Origin of the sequence: Pedobacter cryoconitis (assembly GCF_014200595.1) — a bacterium.
Taxonomy (GTDB): domain Bacteria; phylum Bacteroidota; class Bacteroidia; order Sphingobacteriales; family Sphingobacteriaceae; genus Pedobacter; species Pedobacter cryoconitis_C.
The window spans coordinates 2,111,256-2,137,844 of record NZ_JACHCG010000001.1 but is presented as its reverse complement, the minus strand read 5'-3'; the positions used below and the strand labels follow the sequence as shown (position 1 = coordinate 2,137,844).

Annotated in this window: 23 protein-coding genes and 1 other RNA gene; 10 read left to right on the top strand and 14 right to left on the bottom strand. The window is 37.5% G+C overall.

What is annotated here, in order from left to right; all coding sequences use genetic code 11:
• Positions 1 to 24 precede the first annotated feature (24 nt).
• From HDE70_RS08895 to HDE70_RS08875, 5 genes are all read right to left on the bottom strand, one after another.
• Positions 25 to 1,893: a TonB-dependent receptor plug domain-containing protein gene (locus HDE70_RS08895; protein WP_183889465.1), complete on the bottom strand. Its 1,869-nt coding sequence runs from the start codon at positions 1,891 to 1,893 to the stop codon at positions 25 to 27.
• Between the two features lie 149 nt (positions 1,894 to 2,042).
• Positions 2,043 to 2,657 (bottom strand): phosphatase PAP2 family protein, encoded by a 615-nt coding sequence (locus tag HDE70_RS08890; RefSeq protein ID WP_260160196.1) that lies wholly within the window; start codon positions 2,655 to 2,657, stop codon positions 2,043 to 2,045.
• Between the two features lie 15 nt (positions 2,658 to 2,672).
• Complete coding sequence (locus HDE70_RS08885; RefSeq protein ID WP_183889463.1) at positions 2,673 to 3,329, bottom strand: DsbA family oxidoreductase; 657 nt, start codon at positions 3,327 to 3,329, stop codon at positions 2,673 to 2,675.
• Positions 3,330 to 3,356: 27 nt separating this feature from the next.
• Positions 3,357 to 3,926, bottom strand: a complete 570-nt coding sequence (locus HDE70_RS08880; protein ID WP_183867133.1) for an NADPH-dependent FMN reductase — start codon at positions 3,924 to 3,926, stop codon at positions 3,357 to 3,359.
• Positions 3,927 to 3,936: 10 nt separating this feature from the next.
• Positions 3,937 to 4,962 (bottom strand): aldose epimerase family protein, encoded by a 1,026-nt coding sequence (locus HDE70_RS08875; protein ID WP_183889461.1) that lies wholly within the window; start codon positions 4,960 to 4,962, stop codon positions 3,937 to 3,939.
• 145 nt (positions 4,963 to 5,107) lie between these two features.
• Between HDE70_RS08875 and HDE70_RS08870 the strand changes: the two genes are divergently transcribed.
• Positions 5,108 to 6,259 carry a galactokinase gene (locus tag HDE70_RS08870; RefSeq protein ID WP_183889459.1) on the top strand — a complete coding sequence of 384 codons (1,152 nt, stop codon included), beginning with the start codon at positions 5,108 to 5,110 and terminating at the stop codon, positions 6,257 to 6,259.
• A 15-nt stretch (positions 6,260 to 6,274) separates the two neighbouring features.
• Positions 6,275 to 6,805 (top strand): RNA methyltransferase, encoded by a 531-nt coding sequence (locus HDE70_RS08865; RefSeq protein ID WP_183889457.1) that lies wholly within the window; start codon positions 6,275 to 6,277, stop codon positions 6,803 to 6,805.
• A 43-nt stretch (positions 6,806 to 6,848) separates the two neighbouring features.
• Here HDE70_RS08865 and HDE70_RS08860 read toward each other — a convergent pair whose 3' ends face one another.
• The 3 genes from HDE70_RS08860 to gltB form a co-directional block, all read right to left on the bottom strand.
• The gene (locus tag HDE70_RS08860) at positions 6,849 to 7,370 is read right to left on the bottom strand and encodes a hypothetical protein (protein ID WP_221302024.1); all 522 of its coding nucleotides are present in this window, start codon (positions 7,368 to 7,370) and stop codon (positions 6,849 to 6,851) included.
• Positions 7,371 to 7,559: 189 nt separating this feature from the next.
• Positions 7,560 to 9,026, bottom strand: coding sequence for a glutamate synthase subunit beta (locus HDE70_RS08855; RefSeq protein ID WP_183867137.1), 1,467 nt, complete (start codon positions 9,024 to 9,026; stop codon positions 7,560 to 7,562).
• A gap of 2 nt (positions 9,027 to 9,028) precedes the next feature.
• Positions 9,029 to 13,540 (bottom strand): glutamate synthase large subunit, encoded by a 4,512-nt coding sequence (gltB, locus tag HDE70_RS08850; RefSeq protein WP_183867138.1) that lies wholly within the window; start codon positions 13,538 to 13,540, stop codon positions 9,029 to 9,031.
• Between the two features lie 438 nt (positions 13,541 to 13,978).
• On the opposite strand from gltB, the gene ffs reads away from it, so the two are divergent.
• Both ffs and fsa read left to right on the top strand, forming a co-directional pair.
• Positions 13,979 to 14,078, top strand: an RNA gene (gene ffs, locus HDE70_RS08845) — signal recognition particle sRNA small type.
• 103 nt (positions 14,079 to 14,181) lie between these two features.
• Positions 14,182 to 14,847, top strand: coding sequence for a fructose-6-phosphate aldolase (gene fsa, locus HDE70_RS08840; RefSeq protein ID WP_183867139.1), 666 nt, complete (start codon positions 14,182 to 14,184; stop codon positions 14,845 to 14,847).
• An 87-nt stretch (positions 14,848 to 14,934) separates the two neighbouring features.
• On the opposite strand, the gene HDE70_RS08835 is transcribed toward fsa, so the two are convergent.
• Entirely contained in the window at positions 14,935 to 15,432 is a 498-nt protein-coding gene (locus tag HDE70_RS08835; protein WP_183867140.1) for a D-glycero-alpha-D-manno-heptose-1,7-bisphosphate 7-phosphatase, read from the bottom strand.
• 60 nt (positions 15,433 to 15,492) lie between these two features.
• On the bottom strand, positions 15,493 to 15,726 hold the full coding sequence (locus tag HDE70_RS08830; protein ID WP_183889455.1) for a hypothetical protein: 234 nt from the start codon (positions 15,724 to 15,726) through the stop codon (positions 15,493 to 15,495).
• A gap of 1,063 nt (positions 15,727 to 16,789) precedes the next feature.
• On the opposite strand from HDE70_RS08830, the gene HDE70_RS08825 reads away from it, so the two are divergent.
• Positions 16,790 to 17,170 carry a hypothetical protein gene (locus HDE70_RS08825; protein ID WP_183867142.1) on the top strand — a complete coding sequence of 127 codons (381 nt, stop codon included), beginning with the start codon at positions 16,790 to 16,792 and terminating at the stop codon, positions 17,168 to 17,170.
• 43 nt (positions 17,171 to 17,213) lie between these two features.
• On the opposite strand, the gene HDE70_RS08820 is transcribed toward HDE70_RS08825, so the two are convergent.
• The gene (locus HDE70_RS08820) at positions 17,214 to 18,083 is read right to left on the bottom strand and encodes a hypothetical protein (RefSeq protein ID WP_183889453.1); all 870 of its coding nucleotides are present in this window, start codon (positions 18,081 to 18,083) and stop codon (positions 17,214 to 17,216) included.
• 12 nt (positions 18,084 to 18,095) lie between these two features.
• The gene (locus HDE70_RS08815; RefSeq protein ID WP_183867144.1) at positions 18,096 to 18,947 is read right to left on the bottom strand and encodes a hypothetical protein; all 852 of its coding nucleotides are present in this window, start codon (positions 18,945 to 18,947) and stop codon (positions 18,096 to 18,098) included.
• Between the two features lie 90 nt (positions 18,948 to 19,037).
• Between HDE70_RS08815 and HDE70_RS08810 the strand changes: the two genes are divergently transcribed.
• The 5 genes from HDE70_RS08810 to HDE70_RS08790 all read left to right on the top strand — a co-directional run bounded on the left by HDE70_RS08810 (position 19,038) and on the right by HDE70_RS08790 (position 23,220).
• Positions 19,038 to 19,691, top strand: a complete 654-nt coding sequence (locus HDE70_RS08810; protein ID WP_183889451.1) for an alpha/beta fold hydrolase — start codon at positions 19,038 to 19,040, stop codon at positions 19,689 to 19,691.
• Between the two features lie 100 nt (positions 19,692 to 19,791).
• Entirely contained in the window at positions 19,792 to 20,268 is a 477-nt protein-coding gene (locus HDE70_RS08805; protein ID WP_183867146.1) for a hypothetical protein, read from the top strand.
• A 44-nt stretch (positions 20,269 to 20,312) separates the two neighbouring features.
• Positions 20,313 to 21,176 carry a WGR domain-containing protein gene (locus tag HDE70_RS08800; protein ID WP_183867147.1) on the top strand — a complete coding sequence of 288 codons (864 nt, stop codon included), beginning with the start codon at positions 20,313 to 20,315 and terminating at the stop codon, positions 21,174 to 21,176.
• Positions 21,177 to 21,186: 10 nt separating this feature from the next.
• Positions 21,187 to 21,852 carry an SMI1/KNR4 family protein gene (locus HDE70_RS08795; RefSeq protein ID WP_183867148.1) on the top strand — a complete coding sequence of 222 codons (666 nt, stop codon included), beginning with the start codon at positions 21,187 to 21,189 and terminating at the stop codon, positions 21,850 to 21,852.
• A 21-nt stretch (positions 21,853 to 21,873) separates the two neighbouring features.
• Positions 21,874 to 23,220 carry a hypothetical protein gene (locus tag HDE70_RS08790; protein ID WP_183867149.1) on the top strand — a complete coding sequence of 449 codons (1,347 nt, stop codon included), beginning with the start codon at positions 21,874 to 21,876 and terminating at the stop codon, positions 23,218 to 23,220.
• Between the two features lie 72 nt (positions 23,221 to 23,292).
• On the opposite strand, the gene HDE70_RS08785 is transcribed toward HDE70_RS08790, so the two are convergent.
• Together HDE70_RS08785 and HDE70_RS08780 are read right to left on the bottom strand one after the other, a co-directional pair.
• Entirely contained in the window at positions 23,293 to 24,108 is an 816-nt protein-coding gene (locus HDE70_RS08785; protein WP_183889449.1) for an SMI1/KNR4 family protein, read from the bottom strand.
• Between the two features lie 152 nt (positions 24,109 to 24,260).
• Entirely contained in the window at positions 24,261 to 26,525 is a 2,265-nt protein-coding gene (locus HDE70_RS08780) for a tetratricopeptide repeat protein (protein ID WP_183889447.1), read from the bottom strand.
• Positions 26,526 to 26,589: the final 64 nt, after the last annotated feature.

The following is a 26,589-nucleotide window of genomic DNA, read 5'->3' as shown; positions in this document are numbered from 1 at the left end:
TAGAATAAGAAATAAATAAAAATGCTATAAAGCAATTTTATAACCCAATGTTGCCCATACACCAGGCATTGGAACTGCTCCGGCCTGTATGAAGTTCACATCGAAGATGTTCGAAGCATCTGCATAAATACTGCTGCGCTTTAATTTATAAGTTAATCTTGCATCCATCACAGTATAATCTTTATAACTAATCCGTTCGCAATATCTTGCAGTTACGGTTAGTGCCATTACTTTCAAAAATTCTGCATTTACAGTAGCGGTCAGTTGATTTTTTAAAGATTCTACAGCATAACGGGAGATATTAGCTTCCGGTAAGGTTGTTTTAACCTTAGGATCAAGATACGTATAAGCCAGACCAAACCTTAAGCTATTAAAAGCAGAGTTCTCCAGCGCGCCGGTATTATAATCTGCACTTAATGTATAGCCCATGGTATTCAATTCACTAAAATTCTTAGGTTGCCAAGGATCGGTTGTTTTATCCTTTACCCAGTCAATAAAATTAGTAATTCTGCGTTTAAAGAGACTTGCATTTAATACAAAATGCGTTGAGTTGTATTTAATCCCTCCCTCAGCATAGCGGGATTTTTCTGGTTGTAACTGGTCATTACCAATATTGGTTGGCCCTTTATAATAAAGATCAGTAAAAGTTGGTAAACGTTGCCCTGTTCCAACATTCACAAAAACTTTCCAGTTTCCATAAAAATTATATCCCGCATCAATGCCAGGGAAAGCCTGCCACCCATAATCAGAGTTATAATTCACGTAACTCCCTACGTTTACCAGCAAATTCTTCACCAGGTCAAATTTATATTCTCCGTATATGCCAGCATTATCTCTGTTTCTTTTGCCCAGGTTTGTACTGTTGATTTTTTCTTTTCTGGTTTCAAGCCCTAAACCAAATTCACCAATTCCGGTTTGAAAACTATTGTTCAGCTCAGCACTCAATACCTGGGTAACGTGGTGATTATGAAACTTATCTGGAGTTTGTTTGATATATAAATAATCATCAACATTATTTCTATAGCTCAATCTTGGCATCAAACTCCAAAAAGAAGTTAGCTGCGTTTTGTAAGCTACAGCTGCAATCGCTGTTTTTACTGTTTCTTCGGCTTCTTTATCACCCGGAGATGAATAATAACCGTTTGCACCAAATTTATTATGGATATAACCACCGGTAATTTCCAGCTGATCTGTTTTTCCTACGTTGACTTTACCTTCGTAAAAGAACTTCTGGTTATTGAAAGCAGTATTATAACGGTACCCATTTCCAGCTTCCTGCCCGGCAGAAAACAAGTGACTGGATTCTTTTAACGCCAATGTTCCGGTAGCGCGCACCCCGTAATTTGCATAAGTGTCTCCACTAACTTCATCCTTTTTAAAACTGCTCCCGGTAAATACATTTGCAGAAACACTGGTTCTGGTTACAGCTTTAGTTACAATGTTAATTGCTCCTGTTAAAGCATTTGTGCCATATATGCGTGATGCAGAGCCTCTTAATACCTCAATATGGTCAATGTCATCTACAGAAATTGGTAAATTCATCATGTTATGACCCGTCTGAGGATCTGAAACCTTAACCCCATTGATTAAAACAAGCGTCTGGTCAAAGGTTCCACCGTCAATACTGATGTCTGCCTGTACCCCACCAGGCCCGCGCTGACGAACGTCGACTCCTGTTACATAACTCAGTAATTCACTAATCGACCTTGAAGGCAGATTCTTAATTTGCTGGTTATCAATTATCCAGATATTACGGTTTTGTTTAGAGAACGGAAGTTTAAGGCGGTTCTCTCTGACCATCACTTCGTTTAGATTTTTTGTAGTATCACTTTGTGCTGCTGCGTAACCCGCAGACAGACATAATGTAACCAACATAGGTATCATTTTCTTCATATTCGATTAAAATTGCAGCGAATATAGGCAATACGTGATTACATTGTTTAGAACTCTTCTATTTAACCGGTCAGAAGATTTAATTTATTTATTCAGAAGATAAGCTTAACTTATAGTAAGTGTAACTGGTGATTTTTCGAAAACATGGTTTAATGGCCGGGTCTTAAAAATCCCATAGAGAGTGCAGTGCCTGTACCAACCAATGCACCAGTAGCTACATCAGAAGGATAATGTACACCTAAATACATTCTGGAATATCCAATAGAAGATGCCCATAAATAAGCAGGTGCGATCACATACCATTTATGATAAACCTGTGTTAAAGCAGTTGCTGTTGTAAAAGCAGAGGAAGTATGACCAGAAGGAAAAGATGTTTGTCCCGGATAATAGACCGCATTGATTTTAACTTGTCCCAAAAATGGTCTTGGACGTTTTACAATTTTTTTAATAACCAGTGTCAGCAGTAAATTAACAGCAGAACTACTGGCAATATACATTGCATTCTGGCGGGTTCCTTTATCATTGTCAATTACACCAGCGGCAAATATGCCTACGGGAACCGCTACATTAACCAGATTATTATACTTAGATAAAAACATGAACACGTTAGTTTTTTCTGGTGTCCTATGTTCAGAAAGATCAATCATGATCCGGTTATCAATTTTCTGTATAGGATTATCAGGAGATAAACCGCCCTGTGCAGCTAATTTAAATGGTATTGCAGCAAAAACAACAAGCTGCAATACCATTATATGTTTTTTCAAAAGGCTGTCCATTATCTAGGATTGCTGTCCCTCTGATAAGCTGGTAGTCCAGGCTTGTTCCAATGCCCCTAAAAAAGTAGCAGGAGGCTGTGCACCAGAAACTGCTAATTTTTGATTGATAATAAAGAAAGGAACCCCGCTGATGCCAATTTGCTGTGCAATCTGTTCGTCTGCACGGACTTCTTCTGTAAAAGTATGATCAGAAAGCAAAGCTTCGATGTCAGCCTGATCTAATCCAGCAGCCTTACCTGTTTCAATTAAAACGGTAGAATCATCAATGTTTTTTCCTTCTGTGAAGTGTGCAATAAATAATTGCTCTTCAATTTCATTGTCAAGCCCTTTTGTTTTAGCCAATTGAATCAGCCTGTGTGCATTAAAAGAATTCGCGATTACAACCTGATCAAAATCAAACTTTAAACCCACTTCAGCAGCTGCACCAATAACCTGTTCATGCATTTGTACAGACCATTCTCTGGTCTGTCCTTTTTTCTCTGCCAGATAATCATAAGCATTCAATTCTGGTTTGGTTTCTGCATTTGGGTCCAGCTCAAAACTGTGCCATTCTACCTCAACCTTATCCTTATGTTCAAACTGTTCCAGTGCCAACTCAAACTTTCTCTTTCCTATATAACAAAACGGACAATTCACATCCGACCAGATATCTACTTTCATTGTATTTTCATTTATAAGGTTAACCTTTTATAGGTCAGCCTTGATTAATTTCAACCCTTTTGTCCAGCGTACTAATTCTTTCAGCATCACTTGTGCTGCTTTCTCAGAACGTTCATGAGGCACGAAAATATCGTCCTCATTAATCAGCTCTGTGAAGAAAGAAAAATTCACTGCTTCGTACAAAGGTACTATTTTAAAAGTGCTCAGATCATTCTTCAGCGCATTGGCAGCTCTTGTTCCGGCAGAAATACCACCGTAGCTTACTATTCCGGCAGCTTTGTAATTCCATTCTTTATACAGATATTCCAACGCATTTCTCAAAGGCGAAGGATATCCAAAATCATATTCGCCAGTTACAAATATGAAAGCATCAGCCTGTTCAATTTTAGCACTCCATTTTTTGGTGTGCTCATGTTCGTATTTCTGCATCGCAGGATGATTGATTTCATCCATTAAAGGCAGATCCAGAAGGCCTAAATCTATCAACTCGACCTCAAAAGTACCCGATTTTCTTGCTATTTCAGCAATCCATTCTGCCACTAAAGGCCCTTTCCTACCCGGTCTAACTGTAGCACTAATGATTTTTAACCGATCCATGTCCGTTTATTTATTTATGACTTACTTTGAAAATTGTGGTTTGTGCATAAGTCTGTCCAGGACGCAAAATTGTAGTTGGGAATTCCGGAACATTCACACTATTCGGATAGTGCTGTGTCTCTATACAAAAAGCACTATACGGGCCATAAGCTTTTCCACCTTTACCAGTGGCTGTATTCAGATACTTAGCAGTATAAAAATGAGCAATAGGCTCTGTCGTATAAACTTCAAGTTTTAATCCTGAAGATGCTTCTGTAGTTTCCGAAGCCAATCCTAATTCGCCGTAAGGTTTATCCAGTACAAAGCTCTGATCATACCCTTCTTCAACATCCCAATCCTGTCCGATAGTTTTACCACCCAGAAAATCATGACTCGTACCCGCTACAGGAACCAATGCACCAGTCACTACATAATCTTTATCTTGTGCTAAATAATTACTCGCAGGAATTCTTAAATAATGGCCAGCTATATTTTCACCATCTTTATTTAGGTTGAAATAAGTATGATGTGTCAGGTTAAGTGCTGTGGGTGCATCAGTAAATGCTTTATAATCAAGAATTAATTCGTCTGCGTCGGATAACTTAAATGTAAGCTGAACTGTTAAATTACCTGGAAAACTTTCCTCCCCATCAGGGCTTACATATTGTAATGTTAAACTCGGGTCAACCGTAGGCAAAATATCCCAGACCTTTTTATCGAAACCAGTTAAACCACCATGAAGACTTTGAGCCATTTCATAGGTTACCCCATCAATACTATATTTTCCGTCTTTAATCCGATTAGAATAACGTCCGACGATGACCCCCAGATAAGGGTAGTCATTGGCCAGATAATCTTCATTCAGATAGCCATCAATATCATCAAAACCTAATACGATATCCTGTTTCTCTCCTATTGCATTCTTTACAATAAATTCACTTACAATAGCTCCATAGTTATATATTTTCACCTTGCTGCCAAGACTGTTAGTTAGCTCTACCGCAAAGATTTCTTTATCATCAATAAATCGCCCGGTGCTAATTTTATTTTCTTTCATAAAACGTATATTAGTCGATATTTACAATAACAATACTACAAATAATACAAGCAAATCTTAAACCCGAATGAACATTTAATCAGTTTAAATTTGTTTTTTGACCAGTAGCTGTTGTTCCATTGATCAACCAAACCACAAAACAGTAATGAAATCTGAACTATCCAGTAAATTCTTTGATACCTACGGCCAGCAACCGGCCGCTACTTATTTTACTCCCGGCCGCGTAAATCTGATCGGTGAACATATTGATTATAATGGAGGTTTAGTACTGCCCTGTGCAATTACGCTGGGTACATGGCTTTGTCTTGCGCCAAATAACGATCAGGTTATCCGTTTTAAAAGTGTAAATTTTCCTGAAGAAGCAGTGATCCCTTTAAAGCCTGCTTATGAAAAAGAAGGTACTGCGTGGTATAACTATCCGTTAGGAGTTTTTAATGAAATTCTAAAAAATTTCCAAATCCCGGTAGGTTTTGATCTTTTATATGCTGGCAATATTCCTGTGGGATCAGGACTATCATCTTCCGCTTCCATAGAAGTTGTCACGGCTTATGCAATCACCGCTTATCTCGGTCTGGATTATGACCGTTTAGCATTAGTGAAACTTGCTCAGAAGGTAGAAAATGAGTTTATTGGCGTAAACAGTGGTATTATGGATCAGTTTGCCGTTGCTTTCGGAGAAAAAGATAAAGCAATTGTATTGAATTGTGACACTTTGAAATATAAGATTGTAGACTGCAACCTTGGAGATCACGTCTTAACCATCATTAATACAAATAAACCACGTGAGCTCGCAGAATCAAAATATAATGAACGAGTAGCCGAATGTCAGGCTGCACTTAAAGCCTTAAATCAGGAAATCACGCTGAAAAATCTATGTGAATTAACTGCTGATAAATTTGCCTTACACAGCCATTTGATTAAAGATGAAACTATCTTAAAACGGGCTACCCATGTTATCAAAGAAAATGACCGGGTAAATCTTGCAGCAAAAGCATTAAATAATGGTGATCTGGATGAATTTGGCCGTTTGATGTATGCTTCACATCAATCATTGAAGGATTTATATGAAGTTACTGGTAAAGAACTGGATACCGTTGTGGAATTCTGTGCAACTTATCCTGAAGTTACAGGCGCAAGAATGACAGGTGCTGGTTTTGGCGGTTGTGCAATAGCGCTGCTAAAAAAAGATGCAGAGGCAGATTTCAGAGAAAAACTGACCGCTTACTATACAGAACACGTTGGTTATGCACCAGATGTATATATCAGTGAAATTGGTAATGGAGCTACCACAATTTAATTCTATTTTTGCGCCATGCAGAAATTAAAGACAGCTGAATTAAACCGTGTAGGTATAGAGGAATTTAAAGAACAGGATAAACTACCGGTAGTTGTGATACTGGATAACGTGCGCAGCATGAATAATGTGGGGTCTGCTTTCAGAACAGCAGATGGTTTTGCTATAGAGAAAATGATTCTTTGTGGTATCACTGCACAGCCTCCGCATCGTGAAATTGAGAAAACTGCCATTGGCGCAACACAATCTGTAGCTTGGGTACATTACGAAGAAACGCTGGATGCAATTAAAGATTTACGCGCAGATGGATATGAAATTATAGCTATTGAACAAGCCGTAGACAGCATTATGCTGAATACTTTTAAACCAGATCAAGCAAAAAAATACGCTCTGATCTTTGGTAATGAGGTTAATGGGGTGAGTGATGATGTAATGGGGCAAATTGATAAATGTATTGAAATACCGCAGTTTGGTACTAAACATTCTTTTAACATCGTAATTTCTGCGGGAATAGTGTTGTGGGATTTCTATGCTAAGTTAAGATTGTAAATAAGATAATGAGGGGTTTTGAAATTGAAAACCCCTCATTATCTTATAGTTTTATGATTGATGCAATCTTAATTCCGTTAAAACAATCATCCTGACAATCATTCATCGTATATCCGCAGGTAGAGATCATTCCATTGTTATTTGCTTCAAAGTAGGTTTCGGCATCCTTTCTTTTTAATAACCATTCAGTTTTGGCTTTTTGATAAACATCATCTAAAGTTAAAGTAGGTGCACCAGCAGAATGCGTATTCAGTGTAGCCTGATCTTCTTGCCATTCTTCCTTTATAATACCCTCACCTGGTGTTTTAGTTGGTATTTTATATACATAAGTGCGATTAGTGACTTTACCATCTTTCACGGTAATCACAGTTTCATTGCTCGTGCCAGTCCATGATCCTGAGCTGACTTTATAACTATAAGAATTATTGGATGATTTCCTGAAGCTCATCCAGGAGTCGTGGCTCCGGTCATAATCATTTTTATAATCTATACTCTTTTTACAAGAAGTGAAGAAAGTTATTGCCGTTAACATCAGCAACAAAATGAATACATTATTTCTTTTCATGTGATTAAATAGAGGATAAATACATAATTTATGCACTAATATAGAAATAATAATTAATTATTGTCCTATTAAATTAATTGAAATTAAAAAGCCGCCCATAGATATGGAACGGCTCTTCTTTTTGGTTAGTAATAGTTATTATTGTTTTGTCCTTAGTTTTTTTCTTTGGTTAAGGTTGATTTTAAATTCTTATGCGTAAGGAATACCATCCTTAGTAGGTAGTCTGCTGGATCCCATCAGATATTCATCGACTTTTCTCGCCGCTTCTCTACCTTCGGATATTGCCCAAACTACTAATGATTGTCCTCTTCTCATATCTCCTGCTGCAAAAATCTTGGCGATATTAGTTTGATATTTACCTTCTTCGGCTTTTACATTTCCTCTGTTATCCAATTCAACTCCTAATTTCTCCAGAAGTCCCTCTTTCTGAGGATATAAGAATCCCATGGCAAGCAATACCAGCTGACAAGGTAATTCACGTACCGTGCCTTCAATTTCTTTAAAATTCACAGGACGTCCAACTGCATCAATTTCCCATTCCACATCCACAACCTGCAAAGCCTTAAGTGCGCCATTTTCATCCGCAATAAAAGCCTTTGTATTTACACCCCATGCTCTGCTGCAACCTTCCTCATGAGAACTGGTTACTTTCAATAACATTGGATAAGAAGGCCATGGCATATTCTCGGTACGGCTTTGAGCAGGCATAGGCATAATCTCAAACTGAGTTACAGACTTTGCCCCCTGACGGTTTGAAGTTCCGATACAATCAGATCCTGTATCACCTCCACCAATTACGATAACATCTTTTCCGGTAGCCAGGATTTGTTCCTCATCAATACTGAAATTACGAACTCTTTTATTTTGCTGTTTTAAGAAATCCATTGCATAATGTACCCCTTTAGCTGCTCTTCCAGTTACGTTTAAATCACGTGGAATCGTAGAACCGCCAGCCAGAACAATTGACTGATACTCTCGCAATAAGGTATTCAGTTCAACATTAACACCAACATTAGCATTACACTTGAACTCAATTCCTTCTTTTTCCATCAGGCTGATCCTTCTGGCCACTACATCTTTCTGCAATTTAAAATCAGGAATACCATAGTTTAGTAATCCGCCTGGTGTATCGTCACGCTCATAAACTACCACTTCATGCCCAGCTTTATTTAGTTGGGCAGCCGCCGCTAACCCAGCAGGGCCAGAACCAATTACCGCTACTTTTTTACCGCTACGGATCAATGGTGGTTCTGCTTTAATATATCCCTTATTGAAGGCAATTTCAATAATATGTTTTTCTATGTCTTCAATAGAAACAGGAGATTTGTTGATTCCCAATACACAAGCAGACTCACAAGGCGCAGGGCAAATCCTACCTGTAAACTCGGGAAAGTTATTGGTGCTCAGTAAAATATTGGCTGCCACCTCCCACTCCGCTTTATATACCGCTTCGTTAAACTCAGGTATTACATTTCCCAGCGGACAACCCGACTGACAAAATGGTACCCCACAATCCATACAACGTGCAGCTTCTTGTTTGACCTGATCCTGCTCAAACGCGACAACAAATTCATTATAATGTTTTAAACGCTCTTTTGCATCTTGCTTTACAGGAGCAGTTCTCTCATACTCTAAAAATCCGGTTACTTTTCCCATAATTATGATGTCTTAACTTTATTACTTCTTTTTAATAAAACCGCTTTGTATTCTTTAGGGAATACTTTAACAAAATGTGCAGACTGTGTTGTCCAATCACTTAATATGAATTCAGCTAATTTACTTTTTGTCAACTGGATATGTTTTTTTAGTAAACTGTTGATCCGTAATTCATCTTCCTCATTTAAAGGATCAAGATCTACCATTTCCTTATTGCATTTATTAGGGAAATCGCCATTCACATCATAAATCCAAGCTACTCCTCCGCTCATACCAGCTGCAAAATTGCTGCCTGTATTTCCCAGAACAAGTACTTCACCACCCGTCATATACTCACAACCATGATCTCCTAAACCTTCCACTACAGCTGTAGCACCAGAGTTTCTAACTGCAAAACGCTCACCTGCCAGCCCTCTTACAAACAATTCACCCGAAGTAGCACCATATAAGGCCACATTACCAATAATGATATTCTGTTCCGGTACATAGGTTACCTCGCGGAACGGATAGATTGATAAACGTGCTCCGGATAATCCCTTACCTACATAGTCATTTCCTTCACCTTCTAATTCAAGTGAGATTCCTCTTGCCGCAAAAGCGCCAAAACTTTGTCCCGCAGAACCATGGAATTTGAAGTTGATCGTATCAGGAGGTAAGCCTACTCCTTTATAGATTTTAGACACTTCGTTTGATAACATAGTACCCAACGCACGGTCTGTATTTTTAACCTCAAATTCTTTGAAAATAGGTTCTTTATTCAATAAAGCAGGCTGCGAAGCCGCAATCAGTTCATGATCCAGCACATTGCTGATTCCATGATCCTGTGATTCAGTATTGAATAAACTCAAACCATTATCAGGTGCTTTATATAAAATTGCAGAAAGATCAAGATTTTTCAATTTCCAGTCTGCATCATCAATTGCACGTAAACTCAAAGCATCTGCCTGGCCAACCATTTCTTCAACAGTTCTGAAACCTAATTCAGCCATTGTTTCCCGAAGTTCTTCAGCCAGGAAGTGAAAAAGATTAACCACATGATCAGGATCACCAGTAAACAACTTTCTCAAATCAGGATCTTGTGTTGCCACTCCAACCGGACAAGTATTTAAATGACACTTTCTCATCATGATACAACCTGAAGTTACTAAAGCAGCTGTAGCTACCCCCCATTCTTCAGCACCTAATAAAGCCGCTATCGCAATATCCTTACCCGTTTTTAACTGACCGTCAGTTTGTAAAACGACCCTGCTGCGTAAACGGTTTTTAACCAAAGTCTGATGCGCCTCAGCAAGTCCCAATTCCCATGGTAAACCAGCATGTTGTATAGAAGTAAGCGGCGATGCCCCTGTTCCACCATCAAAACCAGAAACCAGGATCACATCAGCATGTGCTTTCGCTACACCAGCTGCAATTGTACCTACACCAGCTTTAGAGACCAATTTAACATTGATCCTTGCTGCTCTGTTGGCATTCTTAAGGTCAAAAATTAATTGTGCTAAATCCTCAATAGAGTAGATATCATGGTGTGGAGGCGGAGAAATCAAGCCTACACCCGGTGTTGCGTGACGGACTTTTGCAATCCAGTCATCTACCTTATGTCCAGGTAACTGTCCACCTTCACCAGGTTTCGCTCCCTGGGCCATTTTAATCTGTAACTCATCTGCGTTAGTCAGATAATTACTCGTTACCCCAAACCTTGCCGAAGCAATCTGTTTAATCGCAGAACGCATAGAGTCCCCATTTGGCAGGATTTCATATCTTAATTCATCTTCACCACCTTCACCAGTATTACTTTTTCCGCCAATACGGTTCATTGCAATCGCTAAAGTAGAGTGTGCTTCATGGGAAATAGACCCGAAAGACATCGCTCCTGTAGCAAAACGTTTTAATATAGCTTCAACAGGTTCAACCTCCGTCAATGAAACAGGTGCACGGTTGTAATTGAATTCGAATAAACCGCGGATTGTGTAAGCCTGTTTAGTTTGCTCATTAACCAGCTTACTATATTGCTTATAAACATTATAATCATTTTTACGGGTTGCATTCTGTAACAAATGGATCGTTTGTGGATTAAACAAATGCTGTTCACCTTTTCTTCTCCATTTATAATTTCCACCAGTAGGCAGCAACATATCGGGACGCGTAGATTTACCAAATACACGGCCGTGTTTAATTAAAGCCTCTTTGGCGATATCATCCAATCCTAATCCGCCGATTCTTGATACTGCGCCGCTGAAATAACTATCTACTACGCTTTTGTGGATACCTAATATTTCAAATATCTGTGCACCATGGTATGATTGTAATGTTGAGATTCCCATTTTTGAGAAGATCTTCAATAAACCACTGTTTACAGCATATATATAATTCTGAATTAATTTTTCTGGTTTAAGACCACTCTCCTTGTCAAAGTCTGAAATAGTCTCTAAAGCCAGATAAGGATTGACAGCAGTAGCACCAAAGCCAATTAAGCAGGCAAAATGGTGAACCTCCCATACATCCCCAGCCTCAACAACAATTCCTACAGCTCCACGATGACCCTTACGAATTAAATGGTGATGCACCGCAGATACGGCCATCAGAGAAGGAATTGCAGCATGTTCTGAATCCAATGCACGATCAGATAACACAATCACCTGGAAACCATCTTCAACTGCATCAACCGCATAACGACATAAACGCTCTAAACCTTTAGCCAGAGATCCCGGTTTACCATCAGCTCTGAAATAAGTTTGTAATGTTTTAGACTGGAATACACCGGTATCAATACTTCTTACTTTCTCTAACTCCAGGTTAGTTAATATCGGATGTTTAATACCCACACAATGACATTGCATGGCATGTTCTTCTAGTAAATTACCGTTGTTACCCATAAACCCGGCAAGACTCATCACTACCTTTTCCCTGATCGGGTCAATTGGCGGATTTGTCACCTGTGCAAAAAGCTGTTTAAAATAAGAAGACAGATGTTGAGGTTTCTGTGATAAAACAGCCAGAGGAATATCAGTCCCCATAGATCCTATTGGTTCTTTCGCCTCAATAGCCATTGGTTTTAAGATCAGATCTATATCTTCCCTGCTATAGCCAAATACCTGGTGATATTTAAATATAGATTCCTGAGATAAGCCTGTAAACACCACTCTTGGATCAGACAACTCTTCCAGACGGATCTGGTATTGATTTAACCAGTCCGCATAAGGACGACGGCTGCAAACTTCAGTTTTGATTTCATCATCACTGATAATTCTGCCCTGCTCCATATCTACCACGAACATTTTTCCTGGTGTCAACCTTCCTTTTTCAATAATCTGACTTTGATCTAAAGCTAATACGCCAGACTCAGAAGCCATAATTACGCGGTCATCTTTAGTGATCGCATATCTCGAAGGCCTTAATCCGTTTCTGTCTAAAGTTGCACCAATTAAATTACCGTCCGTAAAAGCAATAGCCGCAGGTCCGTCCCAAGGCTCCATTAAAGTCGCGTGGAACTTATAGAAAGCTTGTTTAAGCTCATCCATGTCATCATTGCCATCCCATGCCTCAGGTATCAGCATCATCAATACATGTGGCAGAGAACGGCCCGCATGCAGTAATAACTCTATAATATTATCCAGACAGCCAGAATCAGATTGCGTTTCATCAATTACCGGTAACAGAATGTTTAATTCTTCGGCAGTAAAGTAACTGGAGGCAAAAGATTTTACGCTGGCACGGAACCAGTTTAAATTGCCTTGTAAGGTGTTGATTTCGCCATTGTGGGCAATGTAACGGAAAGGCTGTGCCAGTCTCCACGAGGGAAAAGTATTTGTTGCAAATCTTGAATGGACTAATCCAAACGCAGAAACAACTCTTTTATCGCTTAACTCTGTAAAATAAGTGCGTACCTGCATGGAAGTCAGCTGACCCTTGTAAACTATAGTACGAGAAGAAAAAGAAGCGATATAAAAATCTGCTTTAATTCCTTTAACTGTATTCAGAATAGTTTTAGTCAGGTAATTTTTGAATACATATAGTTTACGTTCAAAGTCAGCACCGGCAGCGATCTGGTCAGGTCTCGCTACAAATACTTGCTCCATTTCAGGCTCTACAGATAAAGCCATATCTCCAATACCTTCTGTATTGGTATTTACTTTTCTAAACCCTAATACTTCCAGGTTTAATTTTTCAGCAGCGCGGTAAATCACTTCCCGGCATTCTTCGCGCGCTCTCACATCCTTTGGGAGAAATAACATCCCAACACCATAGTCACCAGATTGATTCAGGCTAAACCCAATTTTAAGGCACTCGTCATATAAAAACTCATGTGGAACCTGTATCATAATCCCGGCACCATCACCAGTGTTAATTTCAGCCCCACAAGCCCCCCGATGGTCAAGATTCTCTAAGATTGTAATAGCATCTGAAATTATTTGTTGTGACTTCCTTCCTTTTACGTGGGCAACAAAACCAATACCGCAAGCATCATGCTCAAAGCTTGAATTGTATAAGCCCTGATTTTCTTCTATTTGTTCCATATCTTAATGTATTCGAAACACTAAGATAATAATTTACCGGAATAATTGCCATTTTGACATTTTTTTTGCGAAAAATAAATAACAGCATAATTTGACGCTGGTTAGTTTATGAAGTTGATAATAAATGTATGTAATTATTGTCAACTTCGTAAACGTATTATTTAGAATTATTTTGCATTAGCTCTCTAAATCTAAGTCGTAATCAGAAGTTTTCAGACAAAATCTCTCTTTTTATTTCGTTTGTCGGGATAAAAAAGAGCGGAAATTTAGGTTGCCAGCCCAATTTTTAAGGTTATTTCACTAAATATAGATATAAATTAAATTTTTATTCAAATACAAACCCTTAAAATTCAATCTATTATCAATTTTTCAATAAAAAACATCAATTATTTCTTGATTTCGCTTTTGTAGACTGAACTCTTTTGCTACATTTGCAGTGGGCAAGTCCTTTACGATCAGCTCCCTTTGAACTCCCCCAGGGCGGGAACGAAGCAAGGGTAGAAGGTTGTAGCGGTGCGATAAAGGTTGCTTGCCCATTTTTTATTTTTTAGCAGATTGACTATGCTTTCATTGCACAATCTTCCGTCCAGAGCATACGCTAAATTTATCCATAGTTTATTTTTCCTTAAATCATATAAATCATGAAATTTTTCATTGACACAGCTAATCTTGAGCAAATCAAAGAAGCACAAGATCTTGGTGTATTAGATGGTGTAACGACCAATCCGAGCCTTATGGCTAAAGAAGGTATTTCAGGCGATCAGAATGTTATCGATCATTACAAAGCAATTTGTGCGATCGTTGACGGAGATGTGAGTGCTGAAGTTATCTCTACAGATTTTGAAAATATTATTAAAGAAGGCGAAGCTTTAGCTAAACTTGATCCAAAGATCGTAGTTAAAGTTCCGATGATTAAAGACGGTGTTAAAGCCATCAAATATTTCTCGTCAAAAGGAATCAGAACGAACTGTACATTGATTTTCTCGTCAGGACAAGCTTTATTAGCTGCCAAAGCAGGTGCTACTTATGTATCTCCTTTCCTGGGTCGTTTAGATGACATAGGTACAGACGGTTTACAATTAATCGAAGACATTCGTTTAATTTTTGACAACTACGGTTATGAAACTGAAATTCTTGCAGCTTCTATCCGTGGACCATTACACATCATCAACTGTGCTAAATTAGGTGCAGACGTAATGACTGGCCCATTATCAGCTATTTTAGGTCTGTTAAAACACCCATTAACTGATAGCGGATTAGCTACATTCCTTGCTGATCACAAAAAAGCAGCTGAAGCTAAGGCTTAAGTTATCGCTTAATATATAAGGTTAGAAAGCAAAAAGGCCGTTTCATTTATGAAACGGCCTTTTTGCCTTTTATAGAAGATCTAAAAACTATTCCCCTTCCAGAACTGCTTTTACTTTATCATAATCAATCTGCTCATCAGGTGCGATCAGGATACCCTTCACTCCTGCTCCATTTGCAGCTTCTACATCTCTTGGTTTATCACCAATCATTACTGACAATGCAGGATCAATATTATATTCTGCAATGGCTTCAAGCAGCATTCCGGATTTAGGCTTGCGGCATTCACATTCACCATTTACAGTCGGGTGATGCGGGCAGTAGTAAGCATGAATAATCTCGGCACCGTGTTCTTCAAACTTATTGAACAGTATTTCGTGCATCTCAGCCAATGTATCTTCCGTATAACGTTGCAGGGCAATTCCTCCCTGGTTGGTAATAATTACCAAAAGATAGCCTTCGTCAAAGAATTTTTTTAAAGGAGGAATCTGATATTCCAGTACTTCAAAATCTTCTACCCGGCAGATGTAATCATTCCGCTCATGATTAAGGACCCCATCACGGTCTAAAAAAATTGCTTTATTCATTATTTTTGATTTGCTGCCAAAGATCAAAATATAAATGAAAAACCAATGATGATTTGTGAATTATAGTGTATTTACTACGGGGATTTCTCCATATTTCTTCAAATAGCGGAATCCGGTTATTGCAGAATCGCAAAGATCGTCCACTTTAGTGTCGGGATTCTCCGTTATTAATTTTTCACAAAATGCAATGTATTTATTCATTACTGTGCGGGACTCTCCGTCTTTTACCGCATTGTTGGCTTCTAAACCGCTACTAAATACAAGGTCGTATTTTTCTCTGTTAAATATATCCATACTCAAATGTAATTAACCTTTAATAAGAAAACAAATTAAATTTATGTTACTTTTGTTCATCTTGTGGTTAAATTGTGTAAACACAAATGTGTTTAAACACTTGTTATTCATGCGTATATCCTTTTTGCCGATATATTCTATTTTACGAGGAACAAATGATTTAATCTTTCAATAATTTATTTTAATATCCGATTAAACCAATAGCGGGTTTTACAGTCATAAGTGTAGAATACAGTAAACAGCTACTTAGAATGCTTTTAATGCAACGACACACCCAATAGAATGCAACAACACACCCAAATAGTAAAAGCCCGGCAGTATATCGCCGGGTTTTTCGTTTCTTCCTCTCTTTAAGGGATCAAGTCATCAACTTGTGGAGCAGTCTCTTTTTTAAGCATAAATTTTTGACGTGCTAAACAGATCACGGATGCGCTTATGCCTGTGGATTTGCGCTGAAAGCTTTCAATTTGCATGGGAATGACTCAGCCAAAACAAGGCCGGGCTGGTAGTAAATAAATTCAAAATAGCTAAATAATAAATCTATACCGGCCGGGTACTGCCTGAGTAGTCGTTAGGGTAAGAGCAATGCTAAAGTAACGTGAGTCCATGGCAAGTCCAAGTCAAAACAACTAGTTGAAATCAATTGGACTTGCCATGCTTACAGCCTGTTTTCAACCTGGTGTCACCCCGACCAACACTCAGGCAGAACCAAACCATAACCAGTTGAAGATTAATGAAATTATAATTTTCCCTTGGACTAACCCACGGACAAATGCGGACAATTGCAGACAGCTGCGGACAATTGCGGACATTTTTTACGCATCAGGATAATCTTTAACGCGAATAGCTTACATAGGTGGAAAACATTTATTTATTATGGGAAGTTTAACGGGTAAATTTTTAAAGGGAATCCTGGGCGGTTTCATTTTTAAAGCAGCAGTAGCTGTGTTTGTTGGAAATCCGGGATGACTTGCTTAAATGTTGAGTGTCAGCCATAAATCAGCATGTGAAAGATTATTTTGAGTTAACAAACCCTCATTATAATTATAGATATATTAGTACTATGAAACAGCTAAGTATTAAACATATTACGAATTTACATAGCGACTCCTTGAGGGGCCTTGACTTTTATGCTCAGGAACTTGGAATCCTGCAAGAAAGACTGGAAGAGATCCTTGCTGACAATACCAACAAAGAGGTAGCAGAGCAGGTTGAGCATTTTCAGAATGAATTTATCATCCACAAGCATGCAATTGATGAGCTGAAGAGCAGTATCCACGAGAATAACAACAACATCAAAGATCAGATCAGCGAATTTGATGGTTCAGTAGAGAAAATCACAATTTCAGACAATCACAATTTACATGAAGACTATCTGACAGAAGAAAGGCTATTCAATGAACTCAGACACGAGTTTTATCGCTTTGCCTCAAAATGGATGTAATCTTTTTAGTTATCAATAAGGACTTAATCCTTATTGATAACTTTTATTGAAAATAGGTGTACTTATAAGTAGTGATTTCAGGTTTTGGTTCAGGAGTCCCTTTCAATTGTCTTCCCTTGTAACTCGTGGTAAGGCTTAGCGGTTTTCCATCCTTCATCTTAAAAACATGGTGTGTGGTATAACCTGATTCAGTTCTATCTTCAACAAAATTCCCCTCTTTGTCTTTGTAATACCTTTCTCTGCTCACGTTGCCGATATCAGTTCTTCCTTTGTACGCAAGATCATCACTATCAATCGACAGTGGTAAATCCCAGTTGGTGTTACTGTATGTGGTGATCTCTCTTGGAAGATAGTCCTGTTCTATCAAATTGGCCGGTTCTGAAATAACTTCCGGAGTGCCAGCTTTTTTTCTAATAGTGACCTGATTCGTACTGATTGTCAGTTTTCCTGAAGAATCAGCTTTATCCTGAATATAACATTTTATCCTTAAAAACATACTGCCATTAAGAGTATACTGCCATGCCCTTGACTCTATCTTAACTATTAGTGTATCTGTTGAATATTTAAAGTCAACCATTTTGCCTGTTCTGTTTGTAAATTCATCTGGCATATTATTCTTATACTTTAATCTTAGATTATCGCCTTTATTACCCAGGCCAATCCATCGTCCGTTTTTATCAAACTCCAGAATAAAGTCATTGTCAGGATCAGCTGTATTACTGGCTATAACCTTTTTTATTTTATGGAGCTTGAAAAATTGAATAGGAAAAACATAACGATCTCTGGTAGCCTGATCAAAAGCCAGATACATAGCCGCTTTAGCTGCATTTTTTATTTCTTTTGCCTTCTTTTCCTGAGCGATAACCCCACAGTTTATCAATAGCATCAATACTATTATTATATACTTTTTCATGCTATTATTGTACTAATTGAAATATTCATAGCTAATCACCGGAACTCCCGGGCTCAGCGTAGATTTACGTACCGTCTGTCCATCTTCTGACAAAAAATGTCTGGTCGTGGAAATGCTTACAGGTCTTCCATTTTTCATTGTAAATAGAAAACGAAGTCTGTCTTCAAGGCTCAGTGTCTTGTCTACAATCAAATTTCCCTGCGAATCATTAGCATAAGCATCCTGAACAAGATAGCTCTGCTCCTGATCTCCCATATTATACGTTCTGGTAAAAGGCAGAATCTGATTCTTTGAACTCGTAATATAGCGTGGTTTATTATTTTGATCAGCTATTAATTGCAAACTATCACCTTTAAATTCAACTATCCTCGAACTTTTTAATACCAAACTTGTCTTTGTCTGGTTACCTTCTTCAAGTGCATATATTTTTGTATTCAGGAAAACAGAGCCACGTAAATTATACAAGGCAATTATTTGATGATCCATTACGATAACCGTATCTCCTGAATAGCGAAATTCGAGCGCTTGATTTTTAGTTGTGAATTTGATTGGTGCATTGTCTCTATAAGTGATCACCAGAGAATCTTTTTTTCCTACTGCCTTAATCAATTGACCTTTGCTGTTAAATTCAATCCGAAGATCTTTAAACAGTTCATTTTCATTACTGTTGATCTTCATGTTTTTCACCCCTTTGAGGTTGAATAATTGCAAGGGAAAATAGCTGCCAAACTCAGGATTCATTAATTCAAACCCAAGATAAACAGCCTGCTTCTTTACCTGTGCACTAACCCCACAGCTTATATATAGCAACAATGCTATCACCACACACTTTCTCATTTGGCGCAAAATAGTTATTAATTTCATTGCAGAAGCCTTTTAAGCTTAATTTTGAATTAAATTTATAATAAAGCGTAACTTTGTATAAGTTCCTATCACTGATTTAGAAAGTTCAAAATGAAGAATAAAACTGTATATTTTATCAGTGGTTTAGGAGCAGACAGACGTGCTTTCAGAAAGCTCATCTTTCCACCTGATTTTGAATTAATACATCTTGAGTGGATTTCCCCTCATCCCAATGAATCTTTGGCTGATTATGCAGCCAGACTTGCCCTGTCAATAGATACATCTGTACCATTTTATCTAGTCGGTTTATCCTTTGGCGGTATGCTGGCCACGGAAATTGCTAAAGAACTGAATCCTGTACATACTTTTCTGATTTCAAGTACCACTTCATTTAAAGGGCTGCCCTGGTACTACCGTGCAGCCGGAAAATTAAGATTACAGAAGTTAGTGCCAGTTAGTCTTTTGAAAAAGGGTAACGGTATAGGCCTTAAACTACTTGGGGCTAAAACACCGGAAGAAATCACTTTGCTCAAACAACTCGTTACAGCTAGTGATCCATACTTCATGAAATGGGCACTGACCTGTATCCTCGAATGGAGAAACACAGAGCGGCCAGTGAATCTGACCCATATTCATGGAACAGCAGATAACATTTTACCTTTTAGATTTACAACAAAACCTGATATTATAATTAAGGGTGGCGGGCATTTTATGGTTTACGCAAATGCCACAGCTATCATAAAGATTATAACCTCTAAATGTTAAATCAACTTTTCATTTTTCAATACGCATTGCAATTCTCTTTATCGAAATATATTAAATTTGATATATTAGCAATATCATATAAAGCAATGAATATAGATTTATGAAGAAATACGACGATGCCTCCTGGCATTATGGTGGTGACTTCCCTCCTGACCTTCCGCAAATAAATGGTGCCACACACATCGGCATATTCCTTACGTGGTTCATCGAAAATGATTTATTATCAGAAGAACAAGTTTGTAATTTTGAGGATGATATCCAAAATGTGAAAAACAGAACATTTACTGGGAGTGAATATCTGATGAGCAATTGTGACGGTAAATTAACCAGCAATGACTTGAATAAAACTGGAAATGAATTTGCCAGAGCCTACTATGAAGACGGAACAAAATTTGCAAAAGTCCATAAGGATTATTTAGGTGATTATGCACGACTACTCAATATCAGAGTCGTTAACAACCTGCTTGACCAGGATACTTTGTATCGAATTGAAAATTCATGGAGCAACTATGATTTGCTTAAAGCAAGGATCGATGAAAGATTTGAACAATGGAAAGAATTTAAAAAGAAGAAATAATCTTTTTTAACCAGTAAATTATAACAGAACCAATTTAACAAGCTATGACCAGAAGATTTGTAAACCAGGACAATAACTCTAATAAATTTTGGAATATAACTACAGAAAATAAGACTCAAGCTATAACATTTGGTAAAGTAGGCACAAAAGGTCGTGAGTTACTCAAAGAATTTACCACAGAGGCAGAATGTGAGGCAGAAACGGCTAAACTAATCGCACAGAAAACCAAATCAGGTTATGTGGAGTTGAATGATAACGCTGATATTCCAGTTAAGGAAGAGCTTTCAGAAGGTGAAGTAGCAGATCTGTTTTTTTGGGAATCTATTCGGAAATCAAATAAATACAGAAACTCAAACTGGGAAGATTATGACCCTGACGAACATATAGAAAATCTGACAGAACTACTCTCTAAAAGCGGAAAACAGCGACTAATCTTATTTGAGAAGTGTTTGCAGGAAAAACTTCATGAACTCTATACCGCAGAAATTGCAGAGCTATATGTTATCCTGGATAACGATTTTAAAAATGAAAATGGTGTAATTACCTTTGATGATTCTATTTCTGGCGATGGATTTATTTACTTCAGATGCTGGTTGTTGTTAAAAGGGAAAGAGTTCTTCGAAGGATTAAAAACAGATCTTAATACATTTTTATCCCCAGATTTTGACTTTAGCATTGGTGGTGACTGGGCAGAAGGATTATTGTATGTAGCTGACGAAGCTTACAGTATCAATCACGATAATGAGGATGAATCTGAAATCAGTGATGCTGTTTCTGAATTATATCCTGATGTAGTTCATTATGATGATTTCGAAGAAATGAACAGAGAAACTGAAAGTGGTGCAGGATATCATAAGCGCTATCCTAAACTAGTTGAAGAAATAGTTGCTATCAGAAAACCATCATAGATACGTTTGAATGGACGAACAAATAGAAAGAATTAAAGGCAAACTGATTCAGTTAAAAGAATTTGATTCCGAATTTAAACAGTTTGGTGCCGAGAACCATAAATACGTATTAAATCCACCGCTTACACTTGATCGTATCAAACAATTTGAGGATGAGTATCAGGTAAGCCTGCCGAAAGAATACATTGCTTTCTTAACCACACTTGGAGATGGTGGAGCAGGCCCATTTCATGGCTTAAATACTTTAATAGACAGCCGGATTATGTATTTTGATAATTCAGAGAAAGCTCAGCATAGTTATTTTGAGCTTTCAAAGCCATTTCCCTATACCGATAGCTGGAACGTTGAAAAAGAGCTTGCCGCACTGGATGAAAAAATAGAGCAAGCTTATGAAGACGGAAATGAAGAATTAGAAGAACAACTGCTGACGAAAAAATCGGCACTTATTAACCTACCTCAGAATGATTATGGCAGATTAAATATTTCAGATTATGGATGTGGAATTACAATCAGCCTGATTGTCAATGGTGAAGAAAAAGGTAATATATGGACAGATGATCGTGTCAATGATGGCGGTATATATCCATCTGTAGAACTTGAAAATACAGGGAAAATCTCCTTTTTGAGTTGGTATGAACTATGGCTGGACAATACAATTAAAGAATCGGCGATATAAAACTATAAGTGCTTTTAGATAATGAATAACTTCTATTTTACAACATTCAAAGAACTCCTGACCATTGATCACTTCACTAAATCCTGGGGAAACATTTTTCCCTGTCAAGGTGAAGAATTTGAAGAAGAAGCTATTTTCGTTGTCAGTAATGGTGATGTGGATTTTCCAGAACATTTAAGACTGGATATTGATCTGGGCTGGAAGAGCAATGATCAAAACTGGATTAAACAGTTTCCTGGTTTACAAGCTCAAAAATCTGATGAACTTGTAGAAGGAATACTCATTTTTGGAAATCTGTCCGTAAAAGGATCTATCCTTAATGAAGAAGGCGACTATGGTGCATTTTTATATGTATCTGGTCAGGTGACCTGTCAAAGTTTTGTCGCTGGCGGATCTACTACGTATATCAAAGGAAATATAACCACCGAAGAAGTTTTTATCAGTCATTACAACCACGGATATCTCAAATGTGATTCAACCGTTACCTCTCCCGTACTGATTATCAACGATCACTATACCCATCTGAATAATTATAAAGCTGATTTATTTTATTACAATGATAAAACTGGTGAATACCCGTCAGAAAATGCCTGTTATGAAGATGAAGAAACTGGTGAAGACTGGTTATGCTCTCCCAATTTAACGAAGCTCTTAGACAACCCTACCCCTGCCTTTGAAGAATTGATATTCGATCTGAATGAAGGCGAGTACGTCTTCAACAAAGCAGCCCAATTACCAATTAAAGATGAAGCCTACTGGTTATTAAAAGCGGTTAAATACTGGGGCAACTTAAAACGTATTCCAGAAGCCATTAAAACAGAATACTTCTTTAAAAGAGTATATGAAAAATACGGGGCCTTTTGCTTCTCTTATTTTTCGGATACCTTCCTGACCCAAAGCATTTGCGAGCAGGAAATAGAAAAGAAAGGTATCAATCTTAAATATATTCCAGAACATTTGATTACTAAAGATCTTTGCTATCTGGCAGCCAAACATGAAACAAACATATCGTCTATCCCAACAGCCTATCTGGATAAATCACTAATCAAAGAGGTCATCCATTATAATGACTCGGAAATGGATAATGTGCCTGAACGGTTCATCACAGAAGAATTATTAGTAGACTACGTGAAACTGGGACGTGGATTATGGCTGGACAAATACTGTGAAATTGCTAAGGTTTCTAAAATCACAGTACTTTTAAAAGCATTGGACTCAGGCATTGACTACATAGAACAAATCTGGGGTTTTCATTTCCGTGAAGAAGTATATCATTATGCCAAAAAACTATATGATAACAAACAACAAGAATCCACCTGGAATAAATACACCGAAAAATTCCAGAAGAAAATTGAAAGACTTTCCTGATAGGTATCAATCCTCTTTCATGTACGCTATGAGAATAGTATCCCTATAAATCAAAATTGTTAATCAAAATTGTTAATCAAAATCCAATAAATCCTCTAACTCCTGTAGCTTAATCGAACTATCTGTTAATACTTTAATAAACTCTTTTCTGATATTATTATCAGAAAAACTGATCAATAAACAACTTTCTGATAGTTCAGGGTATCTTAAAGAAGTAGTCACAACAGCAGGTTTTAATTGTTCATAATTTTCATCTTCTTCCCGAATAAAACTATCAGGTACCTGATTAGGGCTTACCCAGATAAGGCCATCTTTATACCCACCTTTGTAATCTGCATATCCATAATTATAGAAATCAGGTTTCTCAAATTCAATATTTGTAATCTTTGAAATCTCTTTTAAAGTTTCCTCTATTACTGATTCTGTATCAATTACATACACATTGTTTACATCTATTTCAAGTAAACCAAGATACGCATTAAAACTGTCAGCAATGACTTCTTCCTCGTCACATTCCAGATCAATAAAAGTAATTTCAGGATCAGCGCTACCGCTTCTATAATCAAAACAAATGTACCAATGTCCGTCGCCATCAAATGGGATAAGTCCATGGAGTTCATAACTCACTGTACCTGTATAGTCTGCAAGACTGTTAGCTATTATCGAAGGAAATTGAGGGCCTATTCCAAAGAGCTGTCCGGTATCTCCGCTCAATGTAAAACGTGTATACCCACCGTTTTGAATCTTTAGTAATTCAATGTAAGCTTTAGGAAGCTTGTACCCTAGTTGTTTTTCAGCATCAGATAAAATCTCGTTTGTTAACTCTGGTTGAACATAAGGTAAGTATTTGGGTACCGCCCAGATTGTTTTTATTTCACTTTCTTTCATGACTTTAATAGGGTTCGTTAACCGATCCTAAATCCAATTTTCTCCCAATTTATAAAGAAACTTTGTAATCAGTCACATACAAAGAAATAAATTGTATAGCCAGTCCAGCAGTTAAAATCTGATCAATAGGACTGGCTAAAAGAATCAGTTATTTAAAACTTTAAAAAAGAGAACAATCCTGTTTTCCAGTTCTTTTTTCTTTGAAGAGCATCTGCGTTTGCAGGGTATGCCTCTAGAATATTCTTTATATTTTCCAGAGCTTCACCTTTAGATCCTGTGGTATATAAAGCATCTGCATATTGTAATTTAACTTTCAATAGTTCATCATCCCAGCCCCAGTTATTTCTGATATAACATTGGATCGCCTCAAAAGCAACCTCATTACAATTATCCCACTTCTTTAACGTAAAATAACAATCAGCCAAATGAATATAGGCCCTGCTCAATTCATATTCATTGTCAGGATAAACTATTTTTAACGGTGCAATTAAAGCATTTAAATCTACAATTGCTTTCTCATAATTACCCAGGTTCATATAAGATAATCCGCGCATATAATGGATTTTACACCGTGATGTATCCTGGATTGCATCTTTTTTTACCGATTGATAGTTATCCGCACAAGCAATACATTGATTATAATCCTTAATTATATAATATTCCTGCATCAGCATAAACCATGCAGAATTATCATCAGGGTTTTTAACCAGCTCATTTTGCCAGGCTTTAATTGCGTCTTCCGGACTCCCTTTACTCAGTAAATCGTGTCGGACATTCTGGATAATAATATATTGTTCGCTTAGTTCAAATAAATGATCTTCTGTAAGTTCATTTATGTTAAGTTCCAGAAAAGAATCATATTCTTTAGTTATCGCATCTAGAATTTCATAAGTATCTTCATCAAGCCCCAGTTTATAAGTCATATCTAATATCTCTGCCTTTATCCTTAAATAATCCGAAAATGACAGGTAATCACCGTTATAAGCTGAAGCTGCTTCGAATATTTTTATCGCCTCTTCATATTTCTCCAATCCTTTAAGTGCTGTTCCCCAACTATTCAGTTGCTCCCAAAATGGAGAAAGGGAATACCCAATAGAATGTACCTCAGTTGCCTTTTCAAAATTTCCAATTTCAGTAAGTGCTATGCCATAGTTATTACAGCACATCGCAAATGTGTGGGTTTCGTTAGCTAAACTTTCACCGGCATTCGTATAAAAATATTCATAAAAACCTTGATAAGAAACCTCATAAAACTTGATTTTAAGTTCTTGTAATTCTTCAGCAAGTTCTTCAGTCCAGATTTTTGGAATAGATTCATAATAAAAATCACAGCCAGCAGCATAATAGGCCTCAGGAGAATCAGCAGGCAGAGACCCGATATTTGGTAGTTGTCCTGTAACACGAAAATGGGCGTCAATATAGCGTCGAAGCCCACGTGCCATGCCCCCTAATTCTAAACTTTTCTTCAGATAAGGTAAAGCCTCTTTATATTTTTGCTCATCAAACAAAAATGTACCTGCAAAATGATAAGGCACATCCCAGTCAGGGTAAATCTTCATATAACTAAGAGAAAGACTTAATATTTCTACCTCATCTGCCTTTAGCTGCTTTGAAAATCTTCTCAGAGCAAGTATTAAACTATGCACTAAAAGCTTATTTAACTTGCTTTTGTCACTCAGGCCATTGATTCTGTGATACAAGTCAATCAACTCTTGATTCGGCTGATCATCGCTATAAGTAAAAGCCATAAAAGCAGCTTCTCCAGCCAGTTCCAATCGCTGGTAATCTAAAGCAAGCAGTGCAACAGCATTATGAGTCAGATAATTTTGATGTGGATATGCTTTACCCTCCCTGAAAGTTTGGAACACCTTCAAAGCATCTTCTTTATGCCATAGATAAATGTTAGTTTTTTCCAGATACAATAAGCTTAATTCCTTATCCAGAATACTTCTGTTCTCAGGAAATAATGCTTTATAATGACTGATCATCAGTTCTATATCTTCCAGAACCAGTTCCATATTGCCCAGCATAAAATTAACCTGGCGGCGATAACCGATTGCTTTTAACCTGGTATCTTCATTTTCTGAAAGAACGAGGATATCACAGTAAACCTGTGCTTCTGGTAAATTATCCTGCGTCACAAAAATATTGATGTAAGCAGCATATAACATTGCTTCCTCGTGTGTTGGCTGAATTTTTAAAACATATTCAAAACTATGATAAGCAGTTGTATATAATGATATATCATTTCGCTCAGTATTAAAACTTTGACTGGCTAGCTGATATTCGCATTTAGCTTTAAGCAGCAGCGCTTCAATGCTATCTGGATTTACCAGTAAAAAAGGATTCAAAGATTCCAGGCATTTTGATAATTCACCTTGATTATAAAGGGATTGTAAGTCTTGTATAGTAGTCATGTTGCGTTTGTCAAAATCAGCCATATGCTGATCGCTCTAATAGCGAGGCTCAATTAAATGGCAA